The 12962-nt window shown below is 69.3% G+C and carries 14 protein-coding genes; 11 read left to right on the forward strand and 3 right to left on the reverse strand.

The genetic code is table 11. The annotated features are described in order from the left end of the window. Positions 1-48: 48 nt before the first annotated feature. The 8 genes from thrS to JWS14_RS37100 all read left to right on the forward strand — a co-directional run bounded on the left by thrS (position 49) and on the right by JWS14_RS37100 (position 8505). Positions 49-2106 carry a threonine--tRNA ligase gene (gene thrS / locus JWS14_RS37065; protein ID WP_072942271.1) on the forward strand — a complete coding sequence of 686 codons (2058 nt, stop codon included), beginning with the start codon at positions 49-51 and terminating at the stop codon, positions 2104-2106. A gap of 5 nt (positions 2107-2111) precedes the next feature. Further along, the gene (locus JWS14_RS37070) at positions 2112-2687 is read left to right on the forward strand and encodes an ATP adenylyltransferase (RefSeq protein WP_072942269.1); all 576 of its coding nucleotides are present in this window, start codon (positions 2112-2114) and stop codon (positions 2685-2687) included. 79 nt (positions 2688-2766) lie between these two features. Further along, positions 2767-3432, forward strand: a complete 666-nt coding sequence (gene pgsA, locus JWS14_RS37075; RefSeq protein WP_072942268.1) for a phosphatidylinositol phosphate synthase — start codon at positions 2767-2769, stop codon at positions 3430-3432. Beyond that, positions 3429-4334, forward strand: a complete 906-nt coding sequence (locus JWS14_RS37080; RefSeq protein WP_072942266.1) for a phosphatidylinositol mannoside acyltransferase — start codon at positions 3429-3431, stop codon at positions 4332-4334. Before pgsA ends, JWS14_RS37080 begins: the two co-directional genes overlap by 4 nt. Continuing rightward, positions 4331-5458, forward strand: a complete 1128-nt coding sequence (locus JWS14_RS37085) for a glycosyltransferase family 4 protein (protein ID WP_095860662.1) — start codon at positions 4331-4333, stop codon at positions 5456-5458. Before JWS14_RS37080 ends, JWS14_RS37085 begins: the two co-directional genes overlap by 4 nt. Beyond that, entirely contained in the window at positions 5455-6477 is a 1023-nt protein-coding gene (locus tag JWS14_RS37090; protein ID WP_206015395.1) for an NUDIX hydrolase, read from the forward strand. The genes JWS14_RS37085 and JWS14_RS37090 overlap by 4 nt, the downstream gene beginning before the upstream one ends. Before the next feature lie 151 nt (positions 6478-6628). Continuing rightward, positions 6629-7531, forward strand: coding sequence for a pyridoxal 5'-phosphate synthase lyase subunit PdxS (gene pdxS, locus JWS14_RS37095; RefSeq protein WP_015890540.1), 903 nt, complete (start codon positions 6629-6631; stop codon positions 7529-7531). Positions 7532-7683: 152 nt separating this feature from the next. After that, positions 7684-8505: an acyl-CoA thioesterase gene (locus JWS14_RS37100; RefSeq protein WP_206015396.1), complete on the forward strand. Its 822-nt coding sequence runs from the start codon at positions 7684-7686 to the stop codon at positions 8503-8505. 5 nt (positions 8506-8510) lie between these two features. Here the strand turns inward: JWS14_RS37100 and JWS14_RS37105 are convergent, their stop codons facing one another. Further along, positions 8511-9134: a nucleoside/nucleotide kinase family protein gene (locus JWS14_RS37105; protein ID WP_095860660.1), complete on the reverse strand. Its 624-nt coding sequence runs from the start codon at positions 9132-9134 to the stop codon at positions 8511-8513. Positions 9135-9190: 56 nt separating this feature from the next. On the opposite strand from JWS14_RS37105, the gene JWS14_RS37110 reads away from it, so the two are divergent. Both JWS14_RS37110 and pdxT read left to right on the forward strand, forming a co-directional pair. Next, a complete protein-coding gene (locus JWS14_RS37110) occupies positions 9191-10045 on the forward strand; it encodes an acyl-CoA thioesterase (protein WP_206015397.1) in 855 nt (284 codons plus the stop codon). After that, positions 10042-10650 carry a pyridoxal 5'-phosphate synthase glutaminase subunit PdxT gene (gene pdxT / locus JWS14_RS37115; protein WP_087555886.1) on the forward strand — a complete coding sequence of 203 codons (609 nt, stop codon included), beginning with the start codon at positions 10042-10044 and terminating at the stop codon, positions 10648-10650. The genes JWS14_RS37110 and pdxT overlap by 4 nt, the downstream gene beginning before the upstream one ends. A 55-nt stretch (positions 10651-10705) precedes the next feature. Here pdxT and JWS14_RS37120 read toward each other — a convergent pair whose 3' ends face one another. Both JWS14_RS37120 and JWS14_RS37125 read right to left on the reverse strand, forming a co-directional pair. Further along, entirely contained in the window at positions 10706-11626 is a 921-nt protein-coding gene (locus JWS14_RS37120; RefSeq protein ID WP_206015398.1) for a hypothetical protein, read from the reverse strand. Continuing rightward, on the reverse strand, positions 11623-11979 hold the full coding sequence (locus JWS14_RS37125; RefSeq protein WP_206015399.1) for a GntR family transcriptional regulator: 357 nt from the start codon (positions 11977-11979) through the stop codon (positions 11623-11625). The genes JWS14_RS37120 and JWS14_RS37125 overlap by 4 nt, the downstream gene beginning before the upstream one ends. A 144-nt stretch (positions 11980-12123) precedes the next feature. On the opposite strand from JWS14_RS37125, the gene JWS14_RS37130 reads away from it, so the two are divergent. Further along, entirely contained in the window at positions 12124-12876 is a 753-nt protein-coding gene (locus JWS14_RS37130) for a YebC/PmpR family DNA-binding transcriptional regulator (protein ID WP_072942248.1), read from the forward strand. Positions 12877-12962: the final 86 nt, after the last annotated feature.

Genomic DNA, 12962 nt, shown 5'->3' on the forward strand with positions numbered 1-12962 from the left:
CACATTCACCATGTCTGCACCGCACACCTCACCTAGGAGAACATCGCCGTGAGCACCCCCGCATCCGCCGCCCCAGCCACCCTCGTCCGGGTGCCCGCGGGGACGACGGCCGGTACAGCGGTTCGGGAGGCCGGCTACCCGAGCAAGGGCCCGGACGTCGTCGTCGTGGTCCGTGACGCCGAGGGCCAGCTCAAGGACCTGTCCTGGGTGCCCGACGCCGACGTCGAGGTCGAACCGGTCGCGGCGAACACCGACGACGGCCGCAGCGTCATCCGCCACTCGGCGGCGCACGTGCTCGCGCAGGCTGTCCAGCAGGAATTCCCCGAGGCCAAACTCGGCATCGGCCCGCCGATCAAGGACGGCTTCTACTACGACTTCGCCGTCGAACGCCCCTTCACTCCCGAGGACCTCGCGAACCTCGAGAAGCGGATGAAGAAGATCGTCAAGGGATCACAGCGGTTCTCGCGCCGCGTCGTCGATTCGCTGGAGGAGGCCCGCGCCGAACTGGCGAACGAGCCCTTCAAGCTCGAACTCATCGACGACAAGTCGGGAATCGACGATCCGGAGATCATGGAGGTGGGCGGCAACGAGCTCACCATCTACGACAACCTGGACCCGCGGACCGGCGAGAAGGTGTGGGGTGACCTGTGCCGCGGCCCGCACATTCCCACCACCAAGCACATCCCCGCGTTCAAGCTCACCCGCAGCTCGGCGGCGTACTGGCGCGGCAACCAGGACAACGCCGACCTCCAGCGCATCTACGGCACCGCGTGGGAGTCGGCGGAGGCGCAGGAGCAGCACCTGGAACTGCTCGCCGAGGCCGAGCGCCGCGACCACCGCAAACTGGGGTCGGAACTCGACCTGTTCAGCTTCCCCGACGAGCTCGGCTCGGGACTGCCCGTGTTCCATCCCCGGGGCGGGATCATCCGCACCGAGATGGAGGACTACTCCCGCAAGCGCCACGTCGAGGAGGGGTACGAGTTCGTCAACACCCCCCACATCACCAAGGGCCACCTCTACGAGGTGTCGGGTCACCTGGACTGGTACCGCGACGGCATGTTCCCCGCGATGCACATCGACGAGGAACTGAACGAGGACGGCACCGTGCGCAAGCCGGGCCAGGACTACTACCTCAAGCCGATGAACTGCCCGATGCACAACCTCATCTTCCGGTCCCGCGGACGGTCGTACCGCGAACTGCCGTTGCGGCTCTTCGAGTTCGGTTCGGTGTACCGGTACGAGAAGTCGGGTGTCGTCCACGGACTGACCCGCGTGCGGGGCATGACGCAGGACGACGCGCACATCTACTGCACCCGCGAGCAGATGCGCGACGAACTGGCGACCACCCTGCAGTTCGTCCTCGGCCTGCTGAAGGACTACGGACTGGACGACTTCTACCTCGAGCTGTCCACCAAGAACCCGGACAAGTTCGTCGGCGACGACGCCGTGTGGGAGGAAGCGACAGCGACGCTGGCCGAGGTCGCGGAGTCGTCGGGGCTGAACCTCGTTCCCGATCCGGGTGGCGCCGCGTTCTACGGCCCGAAGATCTCGGTGCAGGTGCAGGACGCCCTGGGGCGCACCTGGCAGATGTCGACCATTCAGCTCGACTTCAACCTGCCCGAGCGGTTCGACCTCGAATACACCGCCAACGACGGCACCAAGCAGCGGCCGGTGATGATCCACCGGGCCCTGTTCGGCTCCATCGAACGGTTCTTCGGTGTGCTCACCGAGCACTACGCGGGTGCGTTCCCCGCCTGGCTGGCGCCCGTCCAGGTGGTCGGCATCCCGGTGGCCGAGACGTTCGCCGATCACCTCTTCGACGTGGTGAAGCGGCTGAAGGCCGCCGGTGTCCGCGCCGAGGTCGACGCGAGCGACGACCGCATGCAGAAGAAGATCTTCAACCACACGGCGCAGAAGGTGCCGTTCATGCTGCTGGCGGGTGCGCGCGACGTCGAAGCCGGCGCCGTAAGCTTCCGATTCCGCGACGGCACCCAGGTCAACGGGGTGTCCGTGGACGACGCCGTGCGCATCGTCACCGAGTGGATCGGCCGCCGCGAGAACGCCTCGCCGACCGCGGAACTGCTGCAATCCGGTCAGGAAGGGTGACGCACATGACCGGAGGTGACGACCTGACGGCCGACGAGATGCTCGGCGGCCCCGGCCGCCTGGTCGACCGCGGCCCCGGCGAGCCCGATCACCTTCAGCGGATCTGGTCGCCGCACCGCATGTCGTACATCGCCGAGACGCCGAAGTCGCGGGACACCCCGAACGAGCCGTTCATCGACATCCCGAAGATGGACGACGAGGACGGGCTGATCGTCGCCCGCGGGGAGCACGTGTACGCGGTGCTCAACCTGTACCCGTACAACCCGGGGCACCTGATGGTGGTGCCCTACCGCAAGGTCGCGGCGCTCGAGGACCTGACGGAAGAGGAAAGCGCCGAGCTGATGTCGTTCACACAGCAGGCGCTGCGCGTGATCAAGCGGGTGTCGCGGCCGGACGGTTTCAACGTCGGCCTCAATCTCGGTGCGGCGGCGGGTGGTTCGCTCGCCGAGCACCTGCATCAGCACATCGTTCCGCGCTGGGGCGGAGACGCGAACTTCATCACGGTCCTCGCCGGGGTCAAGGTCATGCCGCAATTGCTGCGCGAGACCCGGGGGCTGCTGGCGAAGGCCTGGAATGAATGACGCGATAGATGAATGACGCGCGAGTCGCTGACTCACGCGTTCGGGGTTCCTGTCGGGAAGTGAAGAACGGGGTGGAGAGGTGCTGAGCTTCTTCGGGCGGGCATCGGTGTCCAAGGTGACGGCGCCGCTGGGGAAGGCCCTGGTCAAGACCGGGCTCACCCCCGATTCCGTCACCGTCATCGGCACCGTCGCGACCGTGGCGGGTGCGGTCACACTGTTTCCCAGCGGACATCTGTTCTGGGGAGCGATGTTCATCTGGCTGTTCGTGATGTTCGACATGCTGGACGGCGCGATGGCACGCGCGCGGGGCGGCGGGACCAGGTACGGCGCCGTGCTCGACGCCACCTGCGACCGGGTAGCCGACGGCGCGATCTTCGCCGGCCTCGCCTGGTGGGCCGTCTACCACGAGAACAGCAAGCCGCTGCTGATCGCGACGCTGCTGTGCCTCGTCACGTCGCAGGTGATCTCGTACGCCAAGGCGCGCGCCGAGGCGAGCGGACTGTCCGCCGACGGCGGCCTCATCGAACGGCCCGATCGGCTGATCATCGTGCTCGTCGGCGCCGGCGTCACCGGGCTCGGAGTGCCGTGGGCCGTGCACGTCGCGATGTGGTTGCTGTCGGCGGGCAGCGTGATCACCGTGTTCCAGCGGGTTCTGGCGGTCCGCCGGTCGCCGGGGGCGCGGGACGTGCTGCCCCTGCCGCCCGCAGATCCGACGCCGGAAGACGGACAGGCGACCGCGCAGTGAGCGGCGTGTCCGAACGCCTCAGCGACCTGGGGTACGCGGCAGGCTGGCGGCTGGTGCGTGCCCTGCCCGAGAAGGCCGCGGTCACCCTGTTCGACAGGGGAGCCGACTTCGCCGTCCGGAACGGCGGCCCGGACCAGTTGCGCCGCAACCTCGCCCGGGTGCTGGGGGTGACCCCCGCCGAGGTGCCCGATGCGCTGATGCGGGCGTCGATGCGGTCCTACGCACGGTACTGGCGGGAGGCGTTCCGGCTGCCGTCGATGGACCTGGTGAAGACCGGCGCCGCCCTCGACGAGCTGATCGAGGGACAGAAGCACCTCGACGCCGCGAAGGAAGCCGGCCGGGGCGCGATTCTCGCACTTCCGCACAGCGGCAACTGGGACATGGCCGGTGTGTGGTGCGCCCAGCACTGGGGTGGCCTGTCCACGGTCGCCGAACGGCTGAAACCCGAATCGCTGTACCAGCGGTTCGTCGACTACCGCGAAGGCCTCGGCTTCGAGATCTTCCCGCTCAGCGGCGGTGAGCACCCCCCGTTCGTGGAACTGTCGGAGCGGCTGCGGGACAACGGCATCGTGTGTCTCCTCGGTGAACGCGACCTGGCGAAGAAGGGGGTCCCGGTGACGTTCTTCGGGGAACCGACCCGCATGCCCGCCGGTCCCGCCAAGCTGGCGATCGACACCGGTGCGCCGCTGCTGCCGGTGCACTGCTGGTTCACCGACAGCGGGTGGGGTTTCCGCATCGACCCGCCGATCGACACGACCGCGGGCGTGGCCGCGGCGACCCAGGTCCTGGCGGACCGGTTCGAGGCCAACATCGCCGCACATCCCGAGGACTGGCACATGCTTCAGCCGCTGTGGCTGTCCGACCTGTCGCAGGCGAGGCTCTCCCGTATGGAGAACTCGTGAAGATCGGCATGGTCTGCCCGTACTCGTTCGACGTCCCGGGCGGAGTGCAGGCCCACGTCGTCGACCTCGCGGAGGTCCTGATCGAGCGCGGGCACAAGGTGAGCGTCCTGGCGCCGGCGTCCGACGACGTCGACCTGCCCGGTTTCGTCGTGTCGGCGGGACGCGCCCTCGCGATTCCCTACAACGGTTCGGTGGCCCGGCTGAGTTTCGGCCCCGCCGCGAGTGCCCGGGTCCGGCGCTGGATCTCGGACAACGACTTCGACGTCCTGCACATCCACGAGCCCAACGCGCCGAGCCTGTCGATGCTCGCCATGCGGGTGGCGGAGGGGCCCATCGTGGCGACGTTCCACACCTCGACCACGAAGTCGTTGGTGCTGAGCACGTTTCAGGGTGTGCTCCAGCCGTACCTGGAGAAGATCAGCGGGCGCATCGCGGTATCGGAACTCGCGCGGCGCTGGCAGGTGGAATCGCTCGGCTCCGACGCCGTCGAAATCCCCAACGGCGTCGACGTCCCGGCGTTCGCGCACGCCGAACCGCTGCCCGGCTATCCGCGCCCCGGCAAGACCATCCTCTTCCTCGGCCGCTACGACGAGCCCCGCAAGGGCATGGCCGTGCTCCTGAAGGCGCTGCCCGCGCTGGTGGAGAAGTATCCCGATCTCGAGGTGCTGGTGGTCGGCCGCGGCGACGAGGACAAGTTGCGCCGCGAGGCGGGCCCGGTGTTCGGGCATCTACGTCTGCTCGGCCAGGTCGACGACGCCGAGAAGGCGTCGGCGCTGCGGAGCGCCGACGTGTACTGCGCCCCCAACCTCGGCGGTGAGAGCTTCGGCATCGTGCTGGTGGAGGCGATGGCCGCCGGGGCCGCCGTCGTGGCGAGCGAACTGGACGCATTCCGCCGGGTCCTGCGGGACGGGCAGGCGGGCGTGCTGGTGCCGGTGGGGGATGCGGCGGCGCTCGCCGCCGGGATCGACTCGGTGCTCGGCGACCCCGAGCGCAGCGCCGCGCTCACCGACGTCGGCCGCACGGTGGTCACCGAATACGACTGGCCGGTGGTGGCCGAGCAGATCCTGCGTGTCTACGAGACGGTCACCGTCGGCCGCGACGGCGTGCGGGAGGTCGGCTCGTGACGCTCTCCGCCCTCACGATCCTGGTTCTCGCGCTGGTCGCGGCCGTCGTCCTCGCGATCGGCCTGTGGGCGTACGGCACGGCCAACCGCCTCGACCGCCTGCACGTCCGCTCCGACCTGTCCTGGCAGGCCCTCGACGCTGCCCTCGCCCGCCGGGCGGTGGTCGTCCGTGCGGCGGCCGCGGCGATGGACCCACCCGAGGGCAGGTCGCTGGCCGCGCTGGCGGCCAGGGCCGAACGAGCGGACCGGGCCGACCGGGAGATCGCCGAGAACGCGTTGTCCAGCGCACTCTCGTCGCTCGACCCGGACACCCTGCGCCCCCAGTTGGTGGCGGAACTCGCCGACGCCGAGGCGCGGGTGCTGATCGCCCGCCGATTCCACAACGACGCCGTCCGCGACACGCTCGCCCTACGCACCCGGCGGCCCGTCCGATGGCTGCACCTCGGGGGCACGGCCCCGCTGCCGACGTACTTCGAGATCACCGAACGTTCGTCCGCCGCCGCGGTCACCGAGGGACTGTCCCTCGACTCGGTCCGCACCTCCGCCCGGGTGGTGCTGCTCGACGGTGAGGGCCGGGTGCTGCTGCTGCGTGGACACGACCCCACCGTCCCCGACATCTACTACTGGTTCACGATCGGCGGCGCCGTCGAGAAGGGCGAGAACCTGCGGGCGGCCGCCGTCCGGGAGATCGCCGAGGAGACCGGGCACACCGCGTCGCCCGAGTCGCTGCGCGGACCGATGTGGCGTCGGGTGGCGATCTTCTCCTGGAACGGGCAGCTCATCCGGTCCGAGGAGCTGTTCTTCGCGTTGCGCACCGACGGGTTCGAGCCGCATCACGGCGGCTTCACCGAACTCGAGAGCCGCACCATCACCGGTCACCGGTGGTGCACCGCGGACACGGTACGGGAACTGGCGGCGGCGGGCGAAGCCGTGTACCCGCACGACCTCGCGGATCTCCTCGACGAGGCCGAAGCGGTCGCTGTTGCCGCCGACGACCCCGAGGTGCGCGCGATCACCTGAGCCGCCCGCAGATCCGGAGAAAGCCAGCAATCGCGGACTGGCTACGGAAGTGGACTGGCGTTCGTCCTAGAATCAAGTACTGCAGCGTGAACGTCGTCGCTCACGCATGCCGCTATCGCAATCAATCCACGCCACACCTCAGGAGTTCGCTGTGAGCACCCCCGACACCACCCCCACCACCGGTACGGCGCGCGTCAAGCGTGGCATGGCCGAGATGTTGAAGGGCGGGGTCATCATGGACGTCGTCACCCCCGACCAGGCGAAGATCGCCGAGGACGCCGGTGCCGTTGCGGTGATGGCACTCGAGCGGGTGCCCGCGGACATCCGCGCCCAGGGCGGCGTGTCCCGGATGAGCGACCCGGACATGATCGATGGCATCATCTCCGCCGTGTCGATCCCGGTGATGGCCAAGGCCCGGATCGGGCACTTCGTCGAGGCGCAGATCCTGCAGTCGCTCGGTGTCGACTACATCGACGAGTCCGAGGTCCTGACGCCCGCCGATTACGCCAACCACATCGACAAGTGGAAGTTCACCGTTCCGTTCGTCTGTGGTGCCACGAACCTTGGTGAGGCGCTGCGCCGGATCACCGAGGGTGCGGCGATGATCCGCTCGAAGGGTGAGGCCGGCACCGGGGACGTGTCCAACGCGACCACCCACATGCGCACCATCGGCGGGGAGATCCGCAGGCTGACGTCGCTGAGCGAGGACGAGCTGTACGTGGCGGCCAAGGAGCTGCAGGCCCCGTACGACCTGGTCGTCGAGGTCGCCAAGGCCGGTAAGCTGCCGGTCACCATGTTCACCGCCGGCGGCATCGCCACCCCGGCGGACGCGGCGATGATGATGCAGCTCGGCGCGGAGGGTGTGTTCGTCGGTTCCGGCATCTTCAAGTCGGGCAACCCGGCCGAGCGCGCCGCGGCGATCGTCAAGGCGACCACGTTCTTCGACGACCCGGACGTCCTCGCGAAGGTGTCCCGCGGGCTGGGCGAGGCGATGGTCGGCATCAACGTCGACGACATCCCCGTCCCGCACCGGCTCGCCGAGCGCGGCTGGTGATCCCCCCGCTCGATCACTGATCGAGCGTCGGCGCTCCCGGCGCTGTTCCTCCGCTCGCACCGCACGAGGCCCCCACCGGGGCCCGTGCGGTGCGGCCCGGTGCCCGGGACCGTGGGAGAGTGTCAGCGGACGAGCATCGGAAGGGGCCGTGGATGGCGACGATCGAAGAGATCCTGGAAGTGGAACGCCTCGAGGAGAACATCTTCCGGGGCATAGCGACCGAGACCATGCTTCCCCGCACCTTCGGCGGGCAGGTGGCCGGTCAGGCGCTGGTGGCGGCGGTCCGCACCGTCGACCCCCGCTTCGCGGTGCATTCGCTGCACGGCTACTTCCTCCGCCCCGGCAATCCCACGATGCCGATCGTGTACCTCGTGGACCGCATCCGGGACGGCCGCTCGTTCGTCACCCGGCGGGTCAGCGCCGTTCAGGACGGCCAGGCCATCTTCACGATGTCGGCGTCCTTCCAGGTCGACGACGTGGGCATCGAGCACCAGGACGAGATGCCCGTGGTCCAGCCGCCCGACAATCTGCCGTTCGCCGGCGAATCCGACGACCCGGAGATCGCCTGGCTGGCCCGGGAGTGGTCCGACTGGGACATCCGGATCGTCGGACACGGCGAGGTCGACCGCATCCGCGGTGCGGCCGCGCAGCAGCAGGCGTGGTTCCGGTCCCGCAGGACGCTGCCCGACGACCCCGTCTTCCATGTCTGCGCGCTGGCGTACATGAGCGACATGACGCTCATCGGTTCCGCGATGACCCCGCATCCCGGTGTCGAGATCGACAGTGCCTCACTCGATCACGCGCTGTGGTTCCTGCGCCCGTTCCGGGCCGACGAATGGCTGCTGTACGACCAGACGTCGCCCGCCGCCGGCTTCGGCCGGGCTCTCGCGCAGGGACGGATCTTCGACCGGAAGGGGAACCTGGTCGCCGCCGTGGTGCAGGAAGGGCTGACCCGGTTCCTGCGCACGACGTGAGCGGCTCAGCGGCCTGCTCGGACCGCGGGTTTCGGCGGATGGTCGTACCGCACCAGCAGGTCGGGTTCGTCGGTGACGTCGGCGGCGCGGCGCAGCAGTGCGGGCACGGTCCATCGTTGATCGTCCGGAGTACGGCGCCGCAGGGCCCCTTCACTCAGGTGGAGTTGCACGGTGACGTCGAAGTCGAGGTCCCGGCCGAGCAGCATCGGGCCTGTCACGAGAAGCACCTGCCCGTCGGCGGCGGGCACGCGGGCGCAGCGGGCGGAGCGATCCTCGGCCTCGTCCCACAGCCGCGGCAACCACCGGCGGTCGGCGCGGACCGACCGCACCACCTCCCGGTTCAGTGCGTCGTAGTCGAACCAGAGCGTGCGGTAGCTGAGTTCGTCGTCGCGTCCGTGCTCGAACCGCAGGGAGGCGGGCCGGACGTAGTCGTGGACGGACACGACGTCGCAGGGCCGGCCCTGTTCGCGCAGCGACGCGCAGATCGCGTCCGAGAGGGGGAGCGGCTGCGCGGCGTCGGGGGCATCGATCGCGACGACGGCGGTGCCGTCCACCGCGAGACAACGCTCGGTGACGAGTGCGACGAGACCGTCCGGGCTCGTCGGTGTGAACATCGTCATGGCACCCATGGTGCCTCGAGCCCGAACCGGGCGGATAACCTTGACCAGGCACAGAAGGAGGGCGGATGGCGAGCATCGAGGACATTCTCGAACTCGAAGCGCTGGAGAAGGACATCTTCCGCGGGTCGGTTCATCCGTCCGTGCTGAAGAGGACGTTCGGCGGGCAGGTCGCCGGTCAGTCGCTCGTCTCCGCCGTCCGCACCGTCGACGAGATATTCGAGGTGCACTCCCTGCACGGGTACTTTCTGCGCCCCGGAAATCCGGCGGAACCCACCGTGTACCTGGTCGACCGGATCCGGGACGGCCGGTCCTTCTGCACCCGGCGCGTCACGGGCATCCAGGACGGCAAGGCGATCTTCACCATGTCGGCCTCGTTCCACTCGCAGGACGAGGGCATCGAGCACCAGGACACGATGCCGTCGGTCCCCGAGCCCGAAGAGCTCGTCGACGCACAGACCGTCGAGGAGATGGCCGCCACCGATCTCTACCGGGAGTGGAAGGAATGGGACGTCCGTATCGTTCCGGCCGACTGCACCAGGAAGACTCCCGGAATCGCCGCGCAGCAACGCGTGTGGATGCGTTACCGCAACACACTGCCCGACGATCGGGTCTTCCACATCTGCACCCTCGCCTACCTCAGTGACATGACGCTCCTCGGCGCGTCGAAGGTCCCGCACCCCGGAGTGGTCACCCAGACCGCGTCGCTCGACCACGCCATGTGGTTCCTGCGCCCGTTCCGCGCCGACGAGTGGCTGCTCTACGACCAGACCTCACCCTCCGCCGGCTTCGGCCGCGCCCTCACCCAGGGCCGCATGTTCGACCGGAACGGCACCATGGTCGCCGCCGTGGTGCAGGAGGGGTTGACCCGCATCCAGCGCGATCAGGACCAGCGCGACATCGAGACAGGAAACATGGCATGACCCGTCCCCTCGTCGGAGTGCTCGCCCTGCAGGGCGACGTCCGTGAACACCTTGCTGCACTGAATGATTCGGGCGCCGACGCCGTGGGCATCCGTCGCCCGGAGGAGCTCGAGAAGATCGACGGCCTGGTGATCCCGGGCGGTGAGTCGACGACGATGAGCAAGCTGCTGCAGATCTTCGAACTGCTCGAGCCGCTGAAGGCCCGCCTGCGCGACGGGTTGCCCGCCTACGGGTCGTGCGCCGGGATGATCCTCCTCGCGAGCGAGATCCTCGACACCCGACCCGACGCCCAGCACCTCGGCGCCATCGACATGACCGTGCGCCGCAACGCATTCGGCCGTCAGGTCGATTCCTTCGAGTCCGACCTCGAATTCGAGGGCATCGTCGGCGACCCGATGCGGGCCGTGTTCATCCGGGCCCCGTGGGTGGAGCGCGTCGGCGACGACGTCCAGGTCCTCGCCCGGGTGCCCGAGTCGGGTGGCGCGGCCGCCGGACGCATCGTGGCCGTGCGGCAGGGTTCCGTGGTGGCGACGTCGTTCCACCCGGAGGTCACGGGGGATCGGCGAGTGCACGAGTTGTTCGTCGACATCGTCCGCGGGGTCTAGGGCATCTTCCCCGATCCCCGTTTCGGCGCTCCCGAGAGGGATCGGGAGACACGCCCTAACCCGCCGGACGGGGTGCGGCGAGCGAGTTGAGGAGCGCCGCACCCTGAGCGGCGCCGTCGACGGTGACGGCGAACGGGCGGCCGCCGGCGCGGGTCACTACGATGCCCTCGCCGCCGCGGATCACCACCGCGGTTCCGCGCGGTGAGAAGCGGTATCCCCAGCCGCCCCAGTCCGCGGGGCGGATCTCGGTCACCTGCGCCTCGTCGACCGCGTCGAGTGGGATGTGCCGCCAGCGCACGTTCCACGACGCGAGGCTCAGCCCGGTGCGGTCGACCTGCACGGTCACGGAAGCGAAGGCGCCGCCGGCGACCACCAGGACGAGGAACAGCGCCGCGAGCCAGAGTGCGCCCACCAGCGCGGACACGAGCGCGGCGACGGCCATGGCGAGAGCGAGCACGCCCGCCCAGCGCCCGCGCGCGTATCCGGTCCAGGACGCGCGTTCGCCGGGCGCCAGGGGGACGGGCAGTGTCGGCGCGGGGCCGTTCTCCGTGGCGTGCGACGGCCGGGGGAGCAGGACGAACGTGGCGACCGCCCACAGGATTCCCAGCAGGGGGATCACGATCCACCAGCCCAGCGTCGCCGCGTCGGGCGAGCCCGCACGGACGGTGGCGGCGACGCTGACGATCCACGTCGTGGCCACCGTCCACCCGGTGAACACGGTGGCGGGGAGCCAGAGCGCGGCGTCGGTGCGGATCCGGGCCGCGGCGACGCCGGCGGTGCCCGCGGCGATCGCGCAGACGGCGAGGGCGATCCAGAAGTAGGTGGTCGTGTCGCTGAAACCGTCGGGTCGGGTGCCGGACCAGTGGCTGGCCACCACCGGCGGCAGATCGCCGCCCCACGCGAGTCTCGCGATCACGAGGGCGAGGAGGGGTACCGCCGAGGTCGCGGTGAGGAGGCGCGTGCGGGAGGTCGTCATTGTTCGGTGGTCTCCTTGATCACGTCGAGCATCTGTTCGGTGTCGAGTCCGAGGCGCCGTGCCTCGGCGACGAAAGTGCGTGCGGCTTCGGTCAATCCGGTACGAATCGGGTCTGTGTCGGCGCGGACGACCGCGCCCCGGCCCCGGCGGAGGTCGATCAGCCCCTCGTCGCGGAGGGTGGCGTAGGCGCGCAGCACCGTGTGGAGGTTGACGTCGATGGACTCGGCCAGTGCCCGGGCGGAGGGCAGCCGGTCGCCCGCGTCGATCTCGCCGCGCAGGAACGCGCCGCGCACATTGGCGGCGATCTGTTCGCCCAGTGGGGTGCCGGAGCTGTGGTCGACTCGCATCAACATGTTTGCATTCTATGCAAACAATGGTGACTTTTGCGAGTTGTTACCCCGGGATAGCGCAGGGGTGGCCGGGCTGCGGGTAACATCGTCAAAGCTGAAACCGCGCAGTCGGCGTGCCAAAAGCAGCAGGAAAGGGGCTTGAATCGCATGAGCGGCCACTCCAAATGGGCCACCACCAAGCACAAGAAGGCTGTGATCGATGCCAAGCGTGGCAAAGCCTTCGCGAAGCTGATCAAGAACATCGAGGTGGCGGCCCGTACCGGCGGTGGCGACCCTGCGGGAAACCCCACCCTGTACGACGCTATCCAGAAGGCCAAGAAGACGTCGGTCCCCAACGACAACATCGAGCGCGCCCGCAAGCGCGGCGCCGGTGAAGAAGCGGGCGGCGCCGACTGGCAGACCATCATGTACGAGGGCTACGGACCCAACGGCGTCGCCGTCCTCATCGAGTGTCTGACCGACAACCGCAACCGTGCGGCCGGCGAGGTGCGGACCGCGATGACCCGCAACGGCGGAAACATGGCCGACCCGGGTTCGGTGTCCTACCTGTTCGCCCGCAAGGGCGTCGTCACCCTGGAGAAGGGCGACCAGACCGAGGACGACGTGCTCATGGCGGTCCTCGACGCGGGCGCCGAAGAGGTCACCGACCTGGGCGAGACGTTCGAGATCGTGAGCGAGCCCACCGACCTCGTGGCCGTGCGCAGCGCTCTGCAGGAGGCGGGCATCGACTACGACTCCGCCGAGGCCGACTTCCGCGCATCCGTCGAGGTCCCGGTCGACGCGGACGGGGCCCGCAAGGTGTTCAAGCTCGTCGACGCACTCGAGGAGTCCGACGACGTGCAGAACGTCTACACCAACGTCGACCTCTCCGACGAGGTGCTCGCCGAACTCGACGACTGATCGCACGGGCGCACGGCGCGGGGCGGGGGAGCGGTGCTCGCCCGCCCCGCGCCTTCCTGCGTGTTGGTGCGCCGACACGTCCGACG

It is taken from the genome of Rhodococcus koreensis (genome assembly GCF_017068375.1).
Taxonomy (GTDB): Bacteria; Actinomycetota; Actinomycetes; order Mycobacteriales; family Mycobacteriaceae; genus Rhodococcus_F; species Rhodococcus_F koreensis.

Excerpts from the sequence above, each read along its gene's own strand:
- JWS14_RS37070 (WP_072942269.1), top strand. The coding sequence starts at position 2,112 with ATGACCGGAGGTGACGACCTGACGGCCGACGAGATGCTCGGCGGCCCC.
- JWS14_RS37100 (WP_206015396.1), top strand. The coding sequence starts at position 7,684 with ATGGCGACGATCGAAGAGATCCTGGAAGTGGAACGCCTCGAGGAGAAC.
- JWS14_RS37105 (WP_095860660.1), bottom strand. The coding sequence starts at position 9,134 with ATGGGTGCCATGACGATGTTCACACCGACGAGCCCGGACGGTCTCGTC.
- JWS14_RS37110 (WP_206015397.1), top strand. The coding sequence starts at position 9,191 with ATGGCGAGCATCGAGGACATTCTCGAACTCGAAGCGCTGGAGAAGGAC.
- pdxT (WP_087555886.1), top strand. The coding sequence starts at position 10,042 with ATGACCCGTCCCCTCGTCGGAGTGCTCGCCCTGCAGGGCGACGTCCGT.
- JWS14_RS37120 (WP_206015398.1), bottom strand. The coding sequence starts at position 11,626 with ATGACGACCTCCCGCACGCGCCTCCTCACCGCGACCTCGGCGGTACCC.
- JWS14_RS37125 (WP_206015399.1), bottom strand. The coding sequence starts at position 11,979 with ATGTTGATGCGAGTCGACCACAGCTCCGGCACCCCACTGGGCGAACAG.
- JWS14_RS37130 (WP_072942248.1), top strand. The coding sequence starts at position 12,124 with ATGAGCGGCCACTCCAAATGGGCCACCACCAAGCACAAGAAGGCTGTG.